The organism is Pseudomonas antarctica (assembly GCF_001647715.1).
GTDB classification, from domain to species: Bacteria; Pseudomonadota; Gammaproteobacteria; order Pseudomonadales; family Pseudomonadaceae; genus Aquipseudomonas; species Aquipseudomonas antarctica_A.
The window spans coordinates 2,806,138-2,828,102 of the sequence record NZ_CP015600.1 but is presented as its reverse complement, the minus strand read 5'-3'; the positions used below and the strand labels follow the sequence as shown (position 1 = coordinate 2,828,102).

At 60.5% G+C, this 21,965-nt stretch carries 16 protein-coding genes; 6 read left to right on the top strand and 10 right to left on the bottom strand.

The genetic code is table 11. From position 1 onward, the window contains the following. Window positions 1-43 precede the first annotated feature (43 nt). The 4 genes from A7J50_RS12920 to A7J50_RS12905 are packed head-to-tail and all read left to right on the top strand — an operon-like array spanning window position 44 to window position 4,078. A complete protein-coding gene (locus tag A7J50_RS12920) occupies window positions 44-826 on the top strand; it encodes a sugar phosphate isomerase/epimerase family protein (protein ID WP_064452145.1) in 783 nt (260 codons plus the stop codon). After that, window positions 819-1,760 carry a sugar kinase gene (locus A7J50_RS12915; protein ID WP_064452144.1) on the top strand — a complete coding sequence of 314 codons (942 nt, stop codon included), beginning with the start codon at window positions 819-821 and terminating at the stop codon, window positions 1,758-1,760. Before A7J50_RS12920 ends, A7J50_RS12915 begins: the two co-directional genes overlap by 8 nt. A gap of 45 nt (window positions 1,761-1,805) precedes the next feature. Beyond that, window positions 1,806-3,104 (top strand): MFS transporter, encoded by a 1,299-nt coding sequence (locus tag A7J50_RS12910; RefSeq protein ID WP_064452143.1) that lies wholly within the window; start codon window positions 1,806-1,808, stop codon window positions 3,102-3,104. Further along, window positions 3,101-4,078: an NAD(P)-dependent oxidoreductase gene (locus tag A7J50_RS12905; protein ID WP_064452142.1), complete on the top strand. Its 978-nt coding sequence runs from the start codon at window positions 3,101-3,103 to the stop codon at window positions 4,076-4,078. The genes A7J50_RS12910 and A7J50_RS12905 overlap by 4 nt, the downstream gene beginning before the upstream one ends. A 1,556-nt stretch (window positions 4,079-5,634) precedes the next feature. On the opposite strand, the gene A7J50_RS12900 is transcribed toward A7J50_RS12905, so the two are convergent. The 10 genes from A7J50_RS12900 to A7J50_RS12855 all read right to left on the bottom strand — a co-directional run bounded on the left by A7J50_RS12900 (window position 5,635) and on the right by A7J50_RS12855 (window position 19,245). Continuing rightward, window positions 5,635-7,338 (bottom strand): AMP-binding protein, encoded by a 1,704-nt coding sequence (locus A7J50_RS12900; protein ID WP_064452141.1) that lies wholly within the window; start codon window positions 7,336-7,338, stop codon window positions 5,635-5,637. 31 nt (window positions 7,339-7,369) lie between these two features. Next, entirely contained in the window at window positions 7,370-8,668 is a 1,299-nt protein-coding gene (locus tag A7J50_RS12895) for an acetyl-CoA C-acetyltransferase (RefSeq protein WP_064452140.1), read from the bottom strand. Further along, window positions 8,665-9,567: a MaoC/PaaZ C-terminal domain-containing protein gene (locus A7J50_RS12890; protein ID WP_064452139.1), complete on the bottom strand. Its 903-nt coding sequence runs from the start codon at window positions 9,565-9,567 to the stop codon at window positions 8,665-8,667. Before A7J50_RS12890 ends, A7J50_RS12895 begins: the two co-directional genes overlap by 4 nt. A gap of 3 nt (window positions 9,568-9,570) precedes the next feature. Continuing rightward, on the bottom strand, window positions 9,571-10,914 hold the full coding sequence (locus A7J50_RS12885) for a 3-oxoacyl-ACP reductase (RefSeq protein WP_064452138.1): 1,344 nt from the start codon (window positions 10,912-10,914) through the stop codon (window positions 9,571-9,573). Window positions 10,915-11,047: 133 nt separating this feature from the next. After that, window positions 11,048-13,573: an acyl-CoA dehydrogenase gene (locus A7J50_RS12880; protein ID WP_064452137.1), complete on the bottom strand. Its 2,526-nt coding sequence runs from the start codon at window positions 13,571-13,573 to the stop codon at window positions 11,048-11,050. Window positions 13,574-13,808: 235 nt separating this feature from the next. Then, window positions 13,809-15,260: an outer membrane protein transport protein gene (locus A7J50_RS12875; protein WP_064452136.1), complete on the bottom strand. Its 1,452-nt coding sequence runs from the start codon at window positions 15,258-15,260 to the stop codon at window positions 13,809-13,811. Window positions 15,261-15,380: 120 nt separating this feature from the next. Next, a complete protein-coding gene (gene praB, locus A7J50_RS12870) occupies window positions 15,381-15,884 on the bottom strand; it encodes an alkane oxidation protein activator PraB (protein WP_064452135.1) in 504 nt (167 codons plus the stop codon). Between the two features lie 134 nt (window positions 15,885-16,018). Beyond that, on the bottom strand, window positions 16,019-16,513 hold the full coding sequence (gene praA / locus A7J50_RS12865; protein WP_064452134.1) for an alkane oxidation protein activator PraA: 495 nt from the start codon (window positions 16,511-16,513) through the stop codon (window positions 16,019-16,021). A gap of 134 nt (window positions 16,514-16,647) precedes the next feature. Beyond that, window positions 16,648-17,928, bottom strand: a complete 1,281-nt coding sequence (locus A7J50_RS12860; RefSeq protein ID WP_064452133.1) for an alkane 1-monooxygenase — start codon at window positions 17,926-17,928, stop codon at window positions 16,648-16,650. Window positions 17,929-18,246: 318 nt separating this feature from the next. Continuing rightward, complete coding sequence (locus tag A7J50_RS12855; RefSeq protein WP_064452132.1) at window positions 18,247-19,245, bottom strand: alpha/beta fold hydrolase; 999 nt, start codon at window positions 19,243-19,245, stop codon at window positions 18,247-18,249. Between the two features lie 294 nt (window positions 19,246-19,539). Between A7J50_RS12855 and A7J50_RS12850 the strand changes: the two genes are divergently transcribed. Beyond that, entirely contained in the window at window positions 19,540-21,078 is a 1,539-nt protein-coding gene (locus A7J50_RS12850; protein ID WP_064452131.1) for a flavin-containing monooxygenase, read from the top strand. Beyond that, on the top strand, window positions 21,075-21,965 hold the full coding sequence (locus A7J50_RS12845; protein WP_064452130.1) for an SDR family NAD(P)-dependent oxidoreductase: 891 nt from the start codon (window positions 21,075-21,077) through the stop codon (window positions 21,963-21,965). Before A7J50_RS12850 ends, A7J50_RS12845 begins: the two co-directional genes overlap by 4 nt.

Genomic DNA, 21,965 nt, shown 5'->3' with positions numbered 1-21,965 from the left:
GTTTTGTGTATAAAAATGAAACCGGTTTCAGAGGTAAACAACAATGCATAAGTACCCCGTCTCCATCAGCCTTTCCAGCTACGGCGCTGATCTGATACGCCAGCAGGGCCAATTGAGTTTTGTCTCGTTGCTCAATGCTGCCGGCGCCCAGCGCATCGAATGGCGTGAAGAATTGCTGACCACCGAACAACCCGCCGTCCTCGCCCAGGCAGCCGCTGAGCATGGCCTGGAATCGGTGTTTTCGTCGCCGCTGGAACTCTGGGTCGCCGGGCGCGCCCAGCCGAATGCCGAACTCGCCGCCACCCTGGACCGCGCGCAGGCATTCGGCGCACGCTGGCTGAAAGTCTCCCTCGGTTACTTCACCGACACCAACGACCTGCAAAGCCTGCACGCCCTGCTCAACCGCCACCCGGTCCAATTGCTGGTGGAAAACGACCAGACCCTGCACGGCGGGCGCATCGAGCCGATGCAACGGTTCTTTACCGAGGTTGAACGCCTGGGTGTGCCGGTCAAAATGACCTTCGACATCGGCAACTGGCAGTGGCAAGACCAATCCGCCCTCACCGCCGCACGCCTGCTGGGCCGGCACGTGGATTACCTGCACTGCAAGGCCGTGGCGCGTCGCCAGGACGGCAAGCTGGTGGCCTTGCCGCCCAGCGCCACCGACCTGCATCTGTGGGAACAACTGCTCAAGCATATGACTCAAGGTATTACCAGGGCCGTGGAATTCCCGTTGCAAGGTGATGACTTGACCGAAATCACCGCGCAACAGGTCGCCGCCCTCGCCCTCCTTGGCCAGCCCCGTGCGGAGAATGCCCATGTCTGAGATCGATATCCTGTCGTTTGGTGAAACCATGGCGATGTTTGTCGCCGAACAGACCGGCGACTTGGCCGAGGTGGCCCAGTTCCACAAACGCATTGCCGGGGCCGACAGCAATGTGGCTATTGGTCTGTCGCGCCTGGGTTTCAATGTCGCCTGGCTGAGCCGGGTCGGGGCTGATTCCCTCGGCCGGTTTGTCATCGACACCCTGCAAAAAGAAGGCCTGGATTGTCGCCATGTGGCGGTCGATCCGCTGCACCCCACCGGTTTTCAGTTCAAATCCCGCGAAGAGACTGGCGCAGACCCTCAAGTGGAATATTTCCGCAAAGGCTCGGCCGCCAGTCATTTGTCGATTGCCGACATTCGTCCCGCCCTGCTGCAAGCGCGGCACCTGCATGCCACCGGTATTCCGCCGGCCTTGTCCGAGGCCACCCGCGAGCTGTCCGTGACGCTGATGACGCAGATGCGCAAGGCCGGGCGCAGCGTGTCATTCGACCCGAACCTGCGCCCGTCTCTGTGGGCCAATCAGCAGCAGATGATTCGCCAGATAAACGCCCTCGCAAGCCTGGCTGACTGGGTCTTGCCCGGCTTGAGCGAGGGCCGCTTGCTCACCGGCTTCGACGACCCGGCCGACATCGCCGCCTTCTACCTCGACCAGGGTGCCGAAGCCGTGGCCATCAAGCTTGGGCCGGATGGTGCCTACTACCGCACCCAGATGGACCAGGGCTTTGTCGCCGCCGTGCCGGTGGAAAAAGTCGTGGACACCGTCGGCGCCGGTGATGGCTTTGCCGTCGGCATGATCAGCGCCTTGCTCGACAACCTCAGCTTCCCCGAGGCCGTACAGCGCGGCAACTGGATCGGCAGCCGCGCCGTGCAAAGCCGCGGAGATATGGAAGGCCTGCCCACCCGTGCGGAGTTACCCACTCGATCCATTGCATGACCCACACCCTGTTGCCACAACTACAACAAGCTCAGGAGCAACCCCATGGACACCTTGAAACTCGCCACCCGCCGCTGGTGGTACATCATGCCCATCGTGTTTATCACGTATAGCCTGGCGTACCTGGACCGCGCCAACTACGGCTTCGCCGCCGCCTCCGGGATGGCCGAAGACTTGATGATCACCCCCGGCATGTCGTCGCTGCTGGGGGCGCTGTTCTTTCTCGGCTACTTTTTTTTCCAGGTACCGGGGGCTATCTACGCGCAGAAACGCAGCGTTAAAAAACTGATTTTCGTCAGCCTGATCCTGTGGGGCGGCTTGGCCACCCTGACCGGCGTGGTGTCCAACGCCTATATGTTGATCGCGATTCGCTTCATGCTTGGGGTGGTGGAAGCGGCGGTGATGCCGGCGATGCTGGTCTACCTGTGCCACTGGTTTACCCGTGCCGAACGCTCGCGGGCCAACACGTTCCTGATCCTCGGCAACCCGGTGACCATGCTTTGGATGTCGGTGGTGTCGGGCTATCTGGTGCAGCATTTCAGTTGGCGCTGGATGTTTATCGTTGAAGGCCTGCCGGCGGTGATCTGGGCGTTTATCTGGTGGCGCCTGGCTGACGAACGGCCCAAGGATGCCAAGTGGCTGAGCGACGCACAGAAGCAGGACTTGGAAACGGCCCTGGCTGCCGAGCAAGTCGGCATCAAGGCGGTGAAAAACTACGCCGAAGCCTTTCGCTCGCCCAAGGTGATCATCCTGGCCCTGCAGTTTTTCTGCTGGAGCATCGGCGTGTACGGCTTTGTGCTGTGGCTGCCATCGATTCTCAAGGCCGGTTTGCAGATGGACATGGTCGAAGCGGGCTGGCTGTCCGCGCTGCCTTACCTGGCAGCCGTCATCGGTATGCTCGCGGTGTCCTGGGGCTCGGACAAGCTGCAAAAACGTAAACGTTTTGTGTGGCCGCCGTTGCTGATTGCGTCCATCGCTTTCTACGCGTCCTACGCCCTGGGCGCCGAGCACTTCTGGTGGTCCTACACCCTGTTGGTGATCGCCGGGGCCTGCATGTATGCGCCTTATGGCCCGTTCTTCGCCATTGTCCCGGAGATCCTGCCGGCCAACGTTGCCGGTGGCGCCATGGCGCTGATCAACAGCATGGGCGCGCTCGGCTCGTTCGGTGGTTCGTACCTGGTGGGTTACCTCAATAGCAGCACCGGTTCGCCCGGCGCCTCCTACCTGCTGATGAGCGGCGCATTGATGTTCGCGGTGGTGCTGACGATTTTCCTCAAGCCCGGCGCCAGCGACCGTAAACGCGCGCCGTCGCCTACTTTTGATTTGAAGGTTAAAACCCGATGAAGAAATCTGTCGTTTTATACAAAAAACTCTCGGCGCCATTGATGGCCCGCCTGCACGAGCACGCCGACGTCACGTTGATCGACGCGCTGGACGAACCCGGCCTGGCCAAACTGCGTGACGCCCTGCCCAGCGCCCACGGCCTGCTGGGTGCCAGCCTGCGCCTGGACGCCACGCTGCTCGATCTGGCGCCCAAACTGGAAGCGGTGGCCAGCGTCTCGGTCGGTGTCGACAACTACGACATCGACTACCTGACCCAACGCGGCATTCTGCTCAGCAACACCCCGGACGTACTCACCGAAACCACGGCGGACACCGGCTTTGCGTTGATCCTGGCCACCGCCCGCCGCGTGGTCGAACTCGCCGATATGGTGCGCGCCGGCCAATGGAACAAGAACATCGGCCCCTCGCATTTCGGCAGCGACGTGCACGGCAAGACCCTGGGCATTATCGGCATGGGCCGCATCGGTGAAGCCCTGGCCCAACGCGGGCATTTCGGTTTCGGCATGCCGGTGATCTACCACAGCCACTCGCCCAAGCCGCTGGTAGAAGAGCGCTTCGGCGCGCAGTACCGCAGCCTGGTGGCGTTGCTCAAGGAGGCCGACTTTGTCTGCCTGACACTGCCGCTCACGGCTGAAACCGAGAAATTGATTGGTGCTGAGGAATTTGCACAGATGGGCCCCGAGACGATTTTTATCAATATTTCTCGGGGCAAAGTCGTCGATGAAGCCGCGCTGGTCGAGGCACTGCAGCAACGCACGATTCGGGCGGCGGGGCTGGATGTGTTTGAGCGTGAGCCGCTGAATCACGACTCGCCGTTGTTGCGCTTGAATAACGTGGTGGCCACGCCGCATATCGGTTCGGCGACCCACGAAACGCGGGAAGCGATGGCACGCTGTGCGGTGGATAATCTGCTGGCGGCATTGTCGGGTGAACGGCCGAAAAACCTGGTGAATCCGGCGGCCTGGAAACCCTGAATCCCGAGCGCTGAATAGCTCCCACAGAAAAGCAGAGCACTGCGGTGCTGGCAGCTAAACTCAGTCAAAATTGTGGGAGCGGGCTTGCTCGCGAATGCGGTGGGTCAGGCAGCTTATTTGTAACTGACCCTACCGCATTCGCGAGCAAGTCGAATCGTCGCACCGCCGCTCCCACATTTGGAACTCATTTCATCAGGTAGAAGTGGTGTTGCCCTGCTTCTGCCCTGCTTCTGCCCTGCTTTTGCTTCAACCACTCAGGTCGGCTACCAGGCCGCCGTGCTCTGCTTTTGATCTACTGTTGATCTTGATCTGACAGGCCCCGTTAACCACATTTTGAACTCAGTACATCAGGCAGAGGGTATGCGACTCTTCAGGCTGTACTCGGTCAATGTGGGAGCTGGCTTGTCGGACCGCCGAACCGCTGCGATGGCATCAATTGGGTATGCCTGATGTACCGAGGTGTTTGCATCGCAGGCAAGCCAGCTCCCACAGAAAAGCAGTTCTGCTTCTGCTGTGCTTTTGCCCTGCTTTTGCTTCTACCACTCAGGTCGGCTACCAGGCCGCCGTGCTCTGCTTTTGATCTGCTGTTGATCTTGATCTGACAGGCCCCGTTAACCACATTTTGAACTCAGTACATCAGGCAGAGGGTATGCGACTCTTCAAGCTGTACTCGGTCAATGTGGGAGCTGGCTTGTCGGACCGCCGAACCGCTGCGATGACATCAGCTGGGTATGCCTGATGTACCGAGGTGTTTGCATCGCAGGCAAGCCAGCTCCCACAGAAAAGCAGTTCTGCTTCCGCTGTGCTTTTGCCCTGCTTTTGCTTCAACCACTCAGGTCGGCTACCAGGCCGCCGTGCTCTGCTTTTGATCTGCTGTTGATCTTGATCTGACAGGCCCTGTTAATCACATTTTGAACTCAGTACATCAGGCAGAGGGTATGCGACTCTTCAGGCTGTACTCGGTCAATGTGGGAGCTGGCTTGTCGGACCGCCGAACCGCTGCGATGGCATCAATTGGGTATGCCTGATGTACCGAGGTGCCTGCATCGCAGGCAAGCCAGCTCCCACAGAAAAGCAGTTCTGCTTCCGCTGTGCTTTTGCCCTGCTTTTGCTTCAACCACTCAGGTCGGCTACCAGGCCGCCGTGCTCTGCTTTTGATCTGCTGTTGATCTTGATCTGACAGGCCCCGTTAACCACGATGGCCGAACGCAGGCTTGAATCCGTGGGTAACCCGGCAGGACGCCGGGTTAGCCGCGATGGGCCAAGGATGGCCCATGGCGGCGGCCCACGGATTCAAGCCGGAGTGCGGGCATGCCGAGCCTAGGCGAGGCACCGAGTGGTGGGGCAAAGCGTTTTTTGGTTACTTTTTTAGGCGTTTTGTAAAAAAGTGACCCGCCGTAAGGGCGGAACCAATAGCAGCCGTTACCGCAGCAACGGATATGTACTCAATCTACTCAACCCCCTCACAGACTTAAATCGACACAAAGAGTTGCGTAGATACCTATGGTCATCGCAGGCAAGCCCGCTCCCACATTTAGATCATCAACGCTTTCCAATCAGCGCAACGCCCGGCGCAATACTTTGCCGACGGTCGTCTTGGGCAACTCGTTGCTGCGAAACTCCACATACCGCGGCACCTTGTACCCCGTCAGGTATTCCCGGCAATGGGCAAGTATCTGTTCCTGAGTAAGGTTCGGGTCTTTGCGCACCACAATGATCTTCACCTTCTCCCCTGTCACAGCATCCTCAACACCGATTGCCGCCACCTCGCCCACGCCTGGGTGCAGCGCCACCACGTCTTCGATTTCATTGGGGTACACGTTGAAACCCGAGACCAGGATCATGTCTTTTTTGCGGTCGACCAGGCGAATATAGCCACGCTCGTCCATCACGCCGATATCACCGGTCGACAACCACCCTTCGGCATCCAGCACCTCGGCGGTTTCCTTCGGGCGTTTCCAGTAGCCCTGCATCACCTGCGGGCCGCGCACTTGCAGTTCGCCCTGCTCACCGATGTCGGCCAGCTCGCCATCTTCACGAATAAAGCGCACCCAGGTCGACGGCAACGGCACGCCGATGCTGCCGGTGAACGCCATCTCGCGCATGCGTGAAATGTCGATGGGGCTGATGCTCACCACCGGCGAGCACTCGGTCAGCCCATAACCCTCGACGATCGGCAGCCCGGTGACTTCCTTCCAACGCTTGGCCACCGCCGTGTGCGTGGCCATGCCGCCAGCAATCACCATGCGCAAATCCGAGAAGTCCCGCGCGCAGAATGCCTTGTTCTCCAGCAAGCCGTTAAACAGCGTGTTGACCCCGGCAATCCCATTGAAGCGCTCCTTGCGCAGGATCATCTGCACCCGCTTCACGTCCCGAGGGTTGGCGATCAAGATATTGCGCCCGCCCAGGCACATGAACATCAGGCAGTTCACCGTGAGCGAAAAGATGTGGTACAGCGGCAGCAAGGTGACGTTGGTTTCCTGTTTGTGCTGATCGAGCTGATCACCGACCCAGGCCTTGGCTTGCAGCAGGTTGGCGATGATATTGCGGTGGCTGAGCATCACGCCCTTGGCGTCCCCCGTGGTGCCGCCGGTGTATTGCAAAAAGGCCAGCTCATCGAGGCCCATGGTGACCGGAAAGTGATGCTGCGCCCGCCCCTGTTTCAGCACCTGGTTGAAGCGTACCGAGCCCGGCAGATTAAAGACGGGCACCTGCTTTTGCACACGGCGCAGGATGAAGTTCATCGCTGCCCCCTTGAAGGTGCCCAGCAAATCGCCGATGGCCGCCACTACCACGCGCTTGACGTTGCTGCCGGCCACCACCTTTTCGAGGGTGTGGGCGAAATTTTCGAAGATCACCACGGTTTCAGCGCCGCTGTCCTTGAGCAGATGCTTGAGCTCATGGGAGGTGTACAGCGGGTTAACGTTCACCACCACCGCACCGGCCAGGATCGTGCCCAGCAGGCAAATCGGGTACTGCAAGCAGTTGGGCATCATCAGCGCCACGCGGTCGCCCTTTTTCACGCCCTGGCCCTGCAGCCACGCGGCAAACGCAATGCCTTGCACTTGCCAGTCGGCATAGGTCATTTCGGTACCGATACTGACGTAGGCAACCCGCTCGCGAAATTTCTCCAGGTGTTCCAGGAACACTTCGCGCAACGACGGGTAGGCCTCGATACCGGCCTCAATGTCCGCCGGGACGCCGGGCAGGTAAGCGTTCAACCAGATCCGTTCAGTGCGTTCCAGGCTTACAGCGTTCATGGCAGTCTCCTTGTTGTTGTTTTTGATAGCGCTACTTTTCGACGATGGCGGTGATGCCCAGCCCGCCCGCCGCACAGATCGAAATCAAGCCGCGTCCGCCGCCGTTTTCGTGAATGGTCTTGGCCAGTGCCGCCAGTTGTCGCCCACCGGTTGCGGCGAACGGGTGACCACAGCCGAGGGAGCCGCCGTTGACGTTCATCTTGCTGCGTTCGATAGCACCCAGCGGGGCATCCAAGCCGAGTCGCTCGCGGCAATAATCGGCGTCCTCCCAAGCCTTGAGGGTGCACAGTACCTGAGCGGCAAAGGCTTCGTGGATCTCGAAGAAATCAAAGTCGGCAACGCTCAGGCCTTCGCGCTTGAGCATGCGTGGTACCGCATAGGCCGGCGCCATCAACAGGCCTTCGGTACCGTCGACAAAATTCACCGCTGCCGTCTCGCCGGTGCGCAGGTAGGCCAGCACCGGTAAGCCCTGTTCAGCGGCCCAGGCTTCACTGGCCAACAGCACCACCGACGCGCCATCGGTCAACGGCGTGGAGTTGCCTGCCGTGAGGGTGCCATTTTGGCGGTCGTAGGCAGGAGCCAGGCCCGCGAGTTTTTCCAGGCTGGCATCGGCGCGCAGGTTGTTGTCGCGGGCCAGGCCGCGATGAGGGCTGATCAGGTCATCGAAAAAGCCGCGTTGGTAGGCAGCCTCCAGGCGCTGGTGACTGGTCAGGGTCAGCTCATCCTGGGCCAGGCGTTTGATCTGCCAGCGCTTGGCCATTTCTTCACAGTGTTCGCCCATGGACAGGCCGGTGCGCGGTTCGCCATTGCGCGGCAGCAACGGCTTGAAAAACATCGACGGACGCACCTTCAGTAACGCCTTCAACTTGTCGCCCATACCCTTGGCCCGATTGGCCGCCAGCAAGGTGTGGCGCAAGGCTTCGTTGATGCCGATGGGCGCGTCGGAGGTGGTGTCGGCCCCACCGGCAATGCCCACTTCGATCTGGCCCAGGGCGATTTTATTCGCCACCAGCAAGGCAGCTTCCAGGCCGGTGCCGCAGGCTTGCTGCACGTCGTACGCGGGTGTTTCGGGTGACAGCGTAGTGGAGAGCAGCGATTCACGCGCCAGGTTGAAGTCCCGCGAGTGCTTGATCACCGCGCCAGCGGCAAACTCGCCCAGGCGCTGGCCGTGCAGGTTGTAGCGGTCCACCAGGCCTTGCAAGGCGGCGACCAGCAAGTCCAGATTGCTGTCGTGGGCATACACGGTGTTCGAGCGGGCAAAGGGGATACGGTTGCCACCGATGATCGCCACGCGGCGGGTCGGGGCCGGGTTGAAGCTGTAGTCATTCATTGATGGCGCTCTTCAAAATTGGGCTGCCAAATAAAAAGCCCACGCATATGGGGTTTGTCGCCCGCGACATTGCGCACTTCGAACTCACGCCGTGGGCCGGTTACAGGGCGGTTCCACAGGGCGACCTGACCGGGCAGGAAGATGGGCAACTTGAAGTCACAATGGGCTTGCGCCTGATCCAGGCCGCCCGGCGGTTGCTGGGCGGCCAACGCGCGGCCCAGGGTCCACATGCCATGAGCGATGGCACGGCGAAAGCCAAAGATTCTGGCGCCGATCAGCGAGGTATGAATCGGGTTGAAGTCTCCCGAAACCTTGGCAAATCGTCGGCCCAGATCGGCAGGCAACACCCAGCGCTGGGTGCGTAACAGGCCCTCTTCCTGCAATGCCAGCACGTCGTCCCACGGTTCGCCCACCGGGTTATTCACGTCACGGCGCAAGTACAGGCTGTCGCTCTCCCACACCAGCCTGTCCGCGCCGTAAGCCCGGGTGGCAATGCTCAGCGCCTGGCCCTTGGGATGCGCCACCCAGCGCTCGCAAAACACCTCAAGGCGCAAGGCCTGACCTTCCTGCAAGCGTTGGTGCTGACGAATACGATTAGCCAGATGCACCATGCCGCTGGCCGGGTATGGGAAGCTGGGCCGAGTCAGCAGCATCAGGTGCAATGGGAACGCCAGCACGTGTGGATAGGACAGCGGCACGCCCTGCTCGCGCCGGAAACCACACGCGCGGCCATACGCGGCAATGCCGCTGGCCGACAGCTGCGCCGCCGAGCGCACCAGAAGCGCCGTGGGCAAGGGTGGCGCACCGTCGAGCTTGGGTTTACGCAGCGCGCGCACGCCGTCCAGCAACAACTGAGTGCGCGACGGCGGCGGGTCGATAATCTGCGTCACGTAGTCCATTCCTCAGGCTCCCAGCAGGCTTTGGCCGCACACGCGTACGACTTGGCCGTTAACCCCGCCGGATGCAGGGTGCGCCAGCCAGGCGATGGTCTCGGCCACGTCGATGGGCTGTCCGCCCTGGGACAGTGAGTTCATGCGCCGCCCCGCCTCGCGAATCATCAGCGGGATTTTTGCGGTCATCTGGGTTTCGATAAACCCGGGCGCCACCGCATTCACCGTGACCTGCTGCGCCGCCGCCAGCGGTGCAAGGCTCTGCACCAGGCCAATCACCCCGGCCTTGGAGGTGGCGTAGTTGCTTTGCCCCAGGTTGCCGGCGATGCCGGAAATCGACGACACACACACAATCCGCCCACCGGGGTTCAGCCCCTGGCCGCTGAGCAATGCCGTGCTCAACTGCAATGGCGCTTCGAGGTTGACCGCCAGCACACTGCGCCAGGCGGCTTCGGTCATCTTGGCGATGGTCTTGTCGCGGGTGATGCCGGCGTTATGGACCACCACGTCAAAAGCACCGTATTGGCTGACATGCGCCTGCAACAGCGAGGCCGCATCCGCTGCGGTGATGTCCAGCGGCAAGGCTGAGCCGTTCACACTGCTGGCGGCTTGCAGCAGCGCGTCCTGGGCCTGGGGCACATCCACGCAAACCAAATGGGCGCCGTCGCGGGCCAGCACTTGGGCGATCGCCAAACCAATGCCACGGGAAGCGCCGGTTACCAGGGCGCGCCGACCCGCGAAGGGTTTGTCCCAGTTGACGGCAACGTTGCCGTCCACCGGCGTTTCCAGGCGCACCACTTGCCCCGACACATAGGCCGAACGGCGCGACAGGAAGAACCGCAGGCTGCTGTCCAGCGCGTCTTCGGCACCCGGCGCCACATAAATCAATTGCACGGTAATTGCCCGGCGCAGCTCCTTGGCCAACGAACGTACCAGGCCTTCGAGGGCACGTTGGGCGATGGCCTGGGGCAAGTCCTGGCAATGTTCCGGCGCCGTGCCGAGCACCACCACGCGGCCGTGGTGGCCAAGGCGTTTGGCATTGGCGTGGAAGAACACGTAAAGCTCGTCGAGCTGCTGCAAATCGAGCACGCCACTGGCGTCGAACACGGCGCCCTGCACCTTGACGGTGGACGGCGCCTTGGGTGTCGCCGGGGTGGCGGCGACCGTGTCGGTGGCGGCGAAAATCGCGTGTAGCCGCGCGCAAAGCCGCCCTGCCCCGGCGACAATCACCGGGTTGACCAGGCCGTGTTGGCCACTGCGGTGACGTTGCAACGGCAAGGGTTGCGGCAGGCCGATGGCCTGGGCCAGGCGGCGGCCCCAGGGGGAATTGACGAAGGATAGGTAGCTGTCACTCATAGATAGATCCACTTACAACGCTGCGTTGCCGTGTAAACCCGATCAAATGTGGGAGCTGGCTTGCCTGCGATGGCGGTGTGTCAGGCAGACCGCTATCGCGGGCAAGCCCGCTCCCACACTGAGCGCGTTTTCCCTAGTTGACCGAGGCGTTTTCGCTTTGGCTGCTGCGGCGCTTGGCCACGGGCTCCAACGCTTGCTGACGCCGCTGCAAGGCCTCCAGCAAACCGAAATCCTGCGGGAAGTCGTCGACCTGAATACCGTGGTCGGCATATTCCACATAGCGCCCCAGCAGGCGGTCTTCGTCATCGCTGATCAGGTCCAGCGCCCGCGCCTTGACGCGCCAACCGGTAAAGGCCGTGGCGGAGATCGGCATGGGCTCGATCAAGCCTTGCTTGACCGCAGACTTGAGCCGGGCGTCGATCAATTCCACCTGCGGCAACAGACGGAAGCCCAATTCGCCATAAGCCAGCTTGTCGATTTCCGGACGCGGAATGTAGGAATTGGCCAGCAAGCGGTCGCGGGTTTCGCCCGGGGTTTGCACCACCTCGGCCACCTGGGCCAGCAAGCGGTCCGACGGTTTACGCAGGGCAATACCGAACGGGAAACTCAAGCCACGCAGCACTCGCGCAGCGGCTTTCGAAGGGTAATTATCGAGCACTTCGGCCAGGGCTTCATGGGCGCGCAATAACGCGTCCTGGGCCGACCAGTGCACCAGCGGCAGGTCCGCCTGGGGCCGACCGTCATCTTCAAAGCGCTTGAGCACGCAAGAGAGGATGTAGAGCTGCGACAGAATATCGCCCAGGCGCCCGGTGATGCTTTCCTTGCGCTTGAGGGCGCCGCCCAGCACGCCCATGGAAATATCCGAGATCAACGCCAGCACCACCGACAGCCGATTGGCCTGGCGGTAGTAGGACGCCAGCGCCGGCTCGGTCTTGGCCGGGACAGAAATCAGCCGCCCGCCCATCAGCGAATGCACGGCGGCGCGCACGGTATTGGCCAGCACAAAACTCAGATGGCCGAACATCGCGCTGTCGAAGGCTTCCAGCGCCTTGCGCCGATCCGGGTTGCGCGCCGCTTCCATCTCGCGGAACACATAGGGATGGCAACGAATCAGCCCCTGGCCAAAGATAATCAGGCAACGGGTCATGATGTTCGCGCCTTCTACCGTGATGGCAATCGGGCTTTGCTGATAGGCGCGGGCCAGGAAGTTATTGGGCCCCATACAGATGCCCTTACCCGCGACGATGTCCATGCCGTCGTTGACGATGATTCGCGCGCGCTCGGTGACGTGGTATTTGGCGATGGCGGAAATCACCGAGGGCTTTTCACCGGCATCCAGGGACGCCACCGACACCTTGCGCACCGCATCGCAGGCATACAAGTGCCCGGCCATGCGCGCCAATGGCGCCTGCACGCCTTCGAACTTGCCGATGGGCAGGCCGAACTGTTTACGCATCGCGGCATAGGCGGTGGTGCCGCGTACCGCCACTTTGCCCAGGCCGACGTTGGCCGATGGCAAGGAAATCGCCCGCCCCGCAGCCAGGCATTCCATCAACATGCGCCAGCCGTTGCCGACTTGCTCGCGGCCGCCGATGACCCACTCCAGGGGAATGAATACATCCTTGCCGGTTGTAGGGCCGTTCTGGAATACGGCATTCAGCGGCCAGTGACGGCGACCACTGTTCACACCGGGATGAGACGTCGGAATCAGCGCACAGGTAATGCCCAGCGAACCAGCCTTGCCGAGTAAACCCTGCGGGTCTTCGGCGCGAAACGCCAGGCCCAGCACCGTGGCGATCGGGCCAAGGGTGATGTAGCGCTTGTCCCAGGTCACCTTGAAGCCGAGCACTTCCTCACCCTCGTGCACGCCTTTGCAGACGATGCCCAGGTCCGGAATCGCCCCGGCGTCGGAGCCGGCATACGGGCTGGTCAGCGCAAAGCACGGAATGTCTTCACCCCGCGCCAAGCGCGGCAAGTAGTAATTACGCTGGGCATCGGTGCCGTAATGCAGCAGCAATTCTGCCGGGCCCAGGGAGTTGGGCACCATCACCGAAATCGCCGCCGCCGAGCAACGTGTCGACAACTTCATCACCACTTGCGAATGCGCATAGTGGGAGAAACCTTTGCCGCCGTACTGCTTGGGAATGATCATGCCGAGGAACCCGGCGTCTTTGGTGTACTGCCAACCTTCGGGGGACATGTCTTGCCAGACCTGAGTAGTTTCCCAATCGTTGGACATGTCGCACAGCGTCTCGACCTCATTGTCGAGGAAGGCCTGCTCTTCGGCACTGAGGCTCGCCGGAGCGGCTTTGAGCAACCGATCCCAGTTGGGTTTGCCGCTGAACAGCTCGGCGTCCCACCACACGGTGCCGGATTCGATGGCGGCGCGCTCGGTGTCGGACATCGCCGGCATGATCGTACGAAACAGGCCCAGGGCCTTGCTGGTCAACAGCGCGCGACGCAGGGGTTTGATCGTCAGCAGCAAGGCCGGCAATACCACCAACACCGCCGCGACGGTGATACCCAGGCCCGCCACCCCATTGAGCAGGTAACCAAGCGCCAGCCAGATCAGGCCAGCGCCCAACCAAAGGGCTGCGGCGGCCTGTCGATACGCCAGGGCAATCGCTGCTGCGAGACCCACCAATAACCAGATAACCATGGGGATACCTCTACTTGATTCAGGGCACGGCCAATGCGCAGGCAGATCAAAATGAACTGCGGCGTAAGGCCACACTACAAACTTGAAAAGACAAATTCAAATTTTGTTTTGAAATTTTTATTTAATGCGTTCGCGCAACAATAAAGGGCTGAACGAGTCAGCCTGCTAAAGCAGCAATTGAGGCAATTTCAGGCGCGAGCACCAAGATGCGCTGGGTGCTCGTGCCGTCGTGGTGTTAGAACTTGTAGGTGGCTGACAAGCTGACGATGTCGCCTGAAGACTCAGCCGTACCGTCGAGACGACCGCCGCCAAGACGATCAACGTTCTGGGTTCTGATGTTGACCTTCTGAACAAACTGGTGCGAATACGCGGCGTCCAGCGACAAGCCCGGTATGGCCTTGATATCGTAACCCGCACCCAGTGATGCAAAGTAACGGTCGCCGTCCGGGATACGTGGATCGCGCGTCGAGTCGCGCGTCGGGGTTTGGTCATACGCCACACCGGCCCGCAGGGTCAGTTCATCCGTGGCCCTGAAATCGCCACCCACGGAGTACATCCATGCATCCCGATAGTTGTAAGGAATGGCAACGATCGTCGAGCCCTCGGACTTGAGTGTCAGGTCCTTGAAGGACGACCATTGCGTCCACATGGCGCTGAGACCCAAGGTCCAACGGTCGTTGAACTGATGCACCCAGTCGATCGCGGCAGTCGCCGGAATATCCAGCTGAGTGCTGGCATTGGCGCCGTTGGGGTACAACTTCAGCCCAGGGTACGCCGTTTCAACCAGCGTCTTGCCGGTACCGAAGACGGTGTCGTCGGTCATCAAACCGTTGTTCAGCGCATCAGCCCGGATGTTGTATTTACCGGTCATCTTGTTTTTGATTTTGGCGTGGTAGTTAAGGCCCAACGAGTCCTGGTCAGTCGGTTTCCAGACAACGCCGGTAAACCAGCCAACGGAGACATTATCGACCTTGACGCGCATCAGTGCGGTGCCGACGCCCGACGGAAACGCCCCATTGCCCAAACCGGGAGAGACCGACGCAGCCGAAAACAGATCGATGTTCTGGCTGACAAAGCCTTGGCTGCGCTGGACGATCATGCCACCACCGATGGAGAAGTCGTCACGTACCTTGAACGATAACGACCCCGTCAGGCCGACGGTTTCGATTTTGGTGTCCACGGCAAAGTCGCGAAACTTGGAGTTTTCATTCCAGGTGGTGCGCATCCCTTGTGGCACGACCTGGCTGAGGCCGAATGCAAAACGGTCACCCATCGGGATGACCAGAAAACCGGTCGGCAACCAGGCGGTGAAACCGCCCTGGCCACCGTCATTGTTGTTGACGACTGCCGTGCTCGGATCAAAGCTGCCATCGGGCATCACGGCGGTATTGGAGACTGGATTACCGGCGTAATCGTAAGCCTGGCCGCTGTACTTAATCTTCACACGCGCATAGTCGACGGTCTGTTGAACCACGGCCTGGTCGACAAATGCCATGGCCGCCGGGTTGTTGTAAGCAGAACTTGGGTCGTTCTTGAACAGAGAACCGCCGCCGAACGCCCGCCCCCACCCAGGGGCGCCGTATGTCGGCGTGGAGAAACCACCCGCCTGCACGGGCGCTGTCGTCATCAGCCCCCCCAGTAATGCCAGCCCCAGCAGTGTTTGAGCCTGTTGTTTCTTAGTGATCATGCGGCACTCCTTATTATTATGCGCTCCCGGCATTGCCGGCTTTCCACGTCAGCCGGCACCTCTTGCGAGGCACCGGTTTTTCAACGGGTGATCAACCCTTCGTTCTGCAATGCACGCCCGTTATGGGTTAACCGTCAGGCCGGCGGCAGTCGTGGTCAGCGAGACAATGTTGCAGCCGCCGCTCAGCGCCTGGTTGGCAGCTGTCAGCGTGTGAGTCGCAGCGTTCCAGGCCACGCTGATGGTGGACGGGCCGCAGTCAGTGCCTGGAAGTACGATGGTTTTTTTGATGGTGTAACCCACGTTCTCCACTTGGCCTGCAGCGCCCGACAATGCGGTCAGCTTCCAGCCTGGCGACGGGATGCTTTTAAGGGTTGGCAACGAGCACAGGCCGCCACCGGTCAGGGCAGCATTGTTGATTGTGGCAACACCGCCACTGACATTACCGCTGAAGGTAATGCCGCAGGTCACAGAGCCCCCGAATGAAGACGGTGACTGCACGACGATGGAGCCTGCGGTGGTGGTGAAAGGACCTTCCGGGCTGATCGAAGCCGCAGTGGCCATCGAAGCAGCGCCCATGCAAACAGCCAGAGCAGTCAACGACACGAGAGTTTTCAAGCTTTTCATTGTTTTTCCTCACATGTTATGGCGAGTCATTTCGCCAGGGGTAATGGCCATGAACGAGAAGTCACGGTGAAACTGCAGAACGTCCCTTTCCAGCCAAATTTCAATTCAATTACCGCTGTAGTATTCGGGTTCTTTTATTCGACCACTTTGAAGGTGGGCGGCATCTTGATCGACACCGTCTTGATCGTGCAGTCTTCGCCAATCGGTACATTGGCGGCTTCCAACTTGCCGGTGGCGTTATCCCATGTACCGTTGGCCGTGGACGGACCACACTTGCCGCCCAGGCCAAACGCGTGAACATCCACACTGATCTTCGACATGGAGCCGCTCTTGGTATCCTTGGCAACTAACACCCAAGGCAAGTTGATTGCCTCGACACGGCTGCACTTGAGGCCGCCATCGAATTCAACTTTATCGACATTCACCGATGCCCCATCGGCGGCAACTTTGCCGGCCACCTTGATGGTGCAGTCGGCGCTGATCAGCGCGCCTTTGGAAAAGCTGATGGGGCCTTGTGCCGTAAAGGCGCTGCCGGCCGGCTCGATACGCGCCGCCTGGGCCTGTTGGTAAACAATCAGGCCCAGGGCGGCCAATACGACATGCGCGGTGAACGTGGCAGGGCTTTGCATAATGTACGTCCTTCCCTTGAAATTATTGTTGTCGGGTCAAACAACTTACTGACCACTCAATCCGTAAAACCTGGGCGATGAAAACCCGCGCGATACACAGATCCCGAGTGACACAACCCCTGTGTTACTTCACGTTAGAATGGCGTCGCACTGTGACTGTACTTCTCCAGGTACTTCAACCGTTGGGAAGGTTGAAGATTGGTCAGGGTAATATCCCCGGCATAATGATTGAGTACCCGATGGTCCATGCAGCGCCGCCACAAGTACGGTACATAGGCCCAGACAATCATGCTCGCGTACCCATAAGGCAGTTGCGGTGATTCATCGAAGTGGCGCAACGACTGATAACTACGCGTCGGGTTGGCATGGTGATCGGAATGCCGCTGAAGTTGGAACAGAAAGATATTGGTGACAATTCGGTTGCTGTTCCACGAGTGCCGCGGCGAACAACGTTCATAACGACCGTTGGGCAACTTCTGGCGTTGAAGCCCGTAGTGCTCGACGTAGTTCACCACTTCCAGCAATGAAAACCCGTAGATACCCTGGATAATCAGGAACGGAATCACGGCCGCCCCCAACCAGACAATCATCACACCCCATAACACCACGCTGTACATCCAGGCGCTGAGCACGGCGTTCTTCCAGTGCAAGGCCGGCAGGCCGAGTTTGCGCAAGCGCTCGCGCTCCAGGTTCCACGCCGACACGGCGCTGAACCACACCGAACGCGGCAGGAAAGCCCAGAAACTCTCACCCAGGCGTGAGCTGGCCGGGTCTTCCGGTGTCGCGACGCGTACGTGATGGCCACGGTTATGTTCGGTGTAGAAGTGCCCGTAGAACGTCGGCGCGAGGGTGACCTTGGCCAGGAACACTTCCAGCGGCTTGGGTTTGTGCCCCAGCTCATGCGCGGTGTTGATCGCGATGCCAGTGGCTGCCCCCGTGGACATCGCCATGCCCAAATAAGTGAACCAGCTGACCTCGCCGTGCAACTCAGTGCGCGCGGTAATGAATGCCGCGGTTTTTGCCAAGCCGCTTGCAGGGTCAAGGGTTGCGGTGGCGTGCAGCAGGCCGCCGTTGATGATCCATTCAATACCACCGGCGGCCAGCCAGCCGGTCATCACCACCGAAGTGATAACAAACAGCACACCGGTGTAGACGATCCAGCGGTAATAGCTTTGAGATTCGAGGTTGCTGACGGCGGATTCGGGTGGGTTGCTGACGTCTTCACCGAGCAGGCCGTCGATCAACGGGATCAAGCCGAAGATCACCAGTACGCCGACCCACCACAGTTGCTGTACACCGGTGGTAATTGCCAGGGCGCCGGACAGCAACGGCGTTGCCAGGGGCAGGATGCCGAGCCACCACAGGTGGCGCTTGCCGTCGGTCCAGACGTGTGGGGTTGCCAGGGTCTGATTCATGGCAGCCTCCGCACGCAGCGGCTTGGCAGGGAAAGATTCGCGGCACTCAACAGCGGCACGGAGCGCTGACGGCTCCGAGAATTCAACGATGCGATAAAAGGCGTTTTTTTCATTATTTTATTCGCTCTTAGGCATTTCAAAAACTGTTTCAAATTAGACATTGAAATAATTTTTTTAAATAAATAGCGCGGAATCGTTAGGTCGTCAACTAGTTTCTTGGACCCATCGCCACGTGACCGGGCAGTCTCTTTTTCAGCCGTTTGGTCAGGTGTCTAGGGCAAGCTTTAACGCCATTGAACCGCGAGTCGGGTAGCACAATCATTTGCTCGCCAAGGCAAAGGAAGGGCGCAGCACCGTGGCACTCAGGGCTGGCGTGGCCCGCTTGGCGACCTGATCCACCAGCGCCGCCACGCGCTCGGTGGCGGTAATCGGCAGCATATGGCCACGGCCCTCCACCACCTGCAATTTCAGCCCGGGCACCTTGCTCGCCAAGGCTTGGCCGTGCTTCTGGAAGTCCAGCACGTTGTCGCGCGCGCCATAAATCAGCCCGATCGGCAGGGTCAATTGGGGGTAGCGCTTGACCATGTCCGGCAGGTCGTCATTGACGAGATTGATCTCACTGGAGGCTGCGTAGAAGTTGTCAGGACGCATACCGAGCAGCCCGCCGCCGCGCGTGGCGAAGTCAGGCGGCGCGGCGTCTGGGGCGAATACACCTTTCACCACCGACCCTTGGGTGAGCAGGCCGACAGGCAAAGTCAGCGTGTGCGAGATCCAGCGCCGCAACCACGCCGGGCGCACCGCCAGCGACAGAAAGACCAGCGGCAACATGCGCTGGGGATGGGTCAGCGGCGCCACCAGGATCAACCCGGACACCGCATGGGGATGATCAAGCGCCAGCGCCAGGGATATCGCCCCGCCGAGGGAATGCCCCAGCACCAGCGGTTTATCCAGGTCGAGCGTCTTGATAAAGGCGGCGATTTGTCGGGCCTGGGCCGGCAGATCTGCCGCGGTGCCTGCGTGGCGGCTGGAATAGCCCGATCCCGGACGATCAACCGTGATGACGCGAAAGCGCTCACGCAACTGGCTGGACAAGGCATAGGTCAAATTGCGACTACTGCCCATCAGCCCGTGAATCATCACCAACGGTGGACCCTTACCTTCCTCTACATAGTGAAAGCGCTCGCCATCAACCTCCACGAAGCGCCCGTTGATCGGAACGGCCGCTTCAATGCGCCGCGTCATCCAGGCACTGAAACCCCACAACACAACGCTTGCGGCCACAAGCACACCCGCAGCGACAACCCATTCGACAGCCATAGCTCGGTCCTCTGCTTCCCTGCTGCTGGCGACCCGACCGTTATTGATCAAGGCCTCAGCCATCGTCCACACCCTGGACCTAAACTTCATGCATACCGTGCTCGTCCGTCGGACAAGTCGCACATGCGGAACAAGGTCCTAGCGTAGGCGATATTTTCAGGTAGATTATTTAAAATCTTTTTTAAAATAATTAATTCATTTTTCCTTTGCAATGGTGTTCTATCTAAAAGACACAACAAAAAAGACAGGAGCACACCCGATGCCCGCCCAGCGCTCCCTCTATGAGGCCTGCCTATGAATGCCCACAGTGATTCAATCGACATCGCCATTATCGGTTCAGGTTTCGCCGGCCTGTGCATGGCGATCAAACTCAAGGAAGCCGGGTTCACCGACTTCTTCATCGCCGAGCAGGCCGACACCCTCGGTGGCACGTGGCGCGACAACCATTACCCGGGTTGCGCCTGCGACGTGCAGTCCCATGTGTATTCGTTTTCGTTTGCGCCGAACCCGGACTGGACGCGGCAATTCGCCCCGCAGGCAGAGATCCGCGCGTACCTTGAGCAATGCGCACGGCGTTTCGAGCTGGCGCCTCATCTGCGCTTCGGCATGGGCCTGCAACGTGCGGTCTTTGATGATCAACAGCAACGCTGGCAACTGAGCTTCAACAATGGCCGACAGGTCAGCGCGCGGGTGCTGGTGTCGGGCATGGGCGGCTTGTCGCGCCCGGCACTGCCGGATATTCCGGGGCTGGACAGCTTCAAGGGCAAGCGCTTCCATTCCCAGCAGTGGGACCACGCCTATTCATTGAAGGGCAAACGCGTCGCCGTGATCGGCACCGGCGCGAGTGCCATCCAGTTCGTACCGCAGATCGCGCCGCAGGTGGCGCACCTGGACCTGTTCCAGCGCACGCCGCCGTGGATCATGCCCAAGCCCGACCGGGACATTTCGCGCATCGAGCGCTGGGCCTTCAAGCACTTGCCGTTCACGCAGCGCTTGGTACGCGGCGCGTTTTACTGGGCACTGGAAGGCCGCGTCGTAGGCTTTGCCCTGCACCCAAAACTGATGAAGATGGTGCAGAAAATCGCCCTGCGGCACCTGCATAAGCAAGTGGCCCGCCCTTCCCTGCGCAAAACACTTACGCCGGACTACACCATCGGCTGCAAGCGCGTGCTGATCTCCAATGACTATTACCCGGCGCTGTCGCGCAGCAATGTCGAGGTGGTAACCGACCACATACTGCGCATCGAAGCCGACGGCGTTATCACGGCCGATGGCAACAAACACCCGGCCGACTGCCTGATTTTCGGCACCGGTTTCCAGGCCACCGATCCCCTGCCCCGCGACTGTATCATCGGCCGCGACGGCATTGACCTGATGGACGCATGGCGCGACGGCGCCCATGCGTACAAAGGCACCACGGTGCCGGGGTATCCGAACCTGTTTCTGATCGTCGGGCCCAACACCGGCCTTGGGCATAACTCGATGATTCTGATGATCGAGGCCCAGGTCACCTACATCCTTGATGCGCTCCAGCACATGCAGCGCCAACGTATCGCCACGGTTGACGTCAAACCCGACGTGGAGCAGGCCTACAACCTGCAACTGCAGGACAAACTCAAACGCACCATCTGGAGTACCGGCGGTTGCCAGAGCTGGTACCTCGACCCGCGCACCGGCAAGAACACCACGTTGTGGCCCGGCTCGACCTGGCGCTTCAAGCAAGTCACCCGGCATTTCGCGCTCAAGGACTATGTGGTTGCAATGGCACCGACCCACGCCATCCCCCACGTGATAACAGCGCCAAACGCCACTGCTGAAGGAAGCCTGTCATGAAGTCATTCAACGGCCGCGTGGCGGCTATCACCGGCGCGGCGTCCGGCATGGGCCGCGCGTTGGCCCTGGCGCTGGCACGGGAAGGTTGCCACTTGGCCCTGGCGGATAAAAACAGCCAAGGGCTGGATCAAACCTTGGCGCTGATCAAAACCTCGACCCTGTCGCCGGTGAAGATCACCACGCATGTAGTGGATGTGGCAGACCGCCAGGCCATGGAAGCCTGGGCCGCACGCTGCGTGAGCGACCACGGCCAGGTCAACCTGATCTTCAACAATGCCGGCGTGGCGCTGTCGAGCACGGTCGAAGGTGTGGACTATGCCGACCTGGAATGGATCGTCGGTATCAACTTCTGGGGCGTGGTACACGGCACCAAGGCGTTTTTGCCGTACCTGAAAGCCAGCGGCAATGGGCATGTGGTCAACACCTCCAGCGTATTCGGCCTGTTTGCCCAACCGGGCATGAGCGGCTACAACGCGACCAAGTTTGCCGTACGCGGCTTTACCGAATCCCTGCGCCAGGAACTCGACCTGCAACGTTGCGGCGTGTCCGCCACCTGCGTGCACCCAGGCGGCATTCGCACCGATATCTGCCGCAGCAGCCGCATCGACGCGAACATGACCGGCTTTCTGATCCACAGTGAGCAACAGGCTCGCGCTGACTTTGAAAAGCTGTTCATCACCGATGCCGACCACGCCGCCAAAGTGATTCTGCAAGGCGTACGCAAGAACAAACGCCGTGTGCTGATCGGTCGCGACGCGTACTTCCTCGACCTGCTCGCCCGCTGCCTGCCTGCGGCTTATCAAGCCCTGGTGGTGTTCGCCAGCAAGCGCATGGCGCCCAAACAGCGCACGCCGGTGTTTGAACCCAACGACGAACCCCGTCTCTGA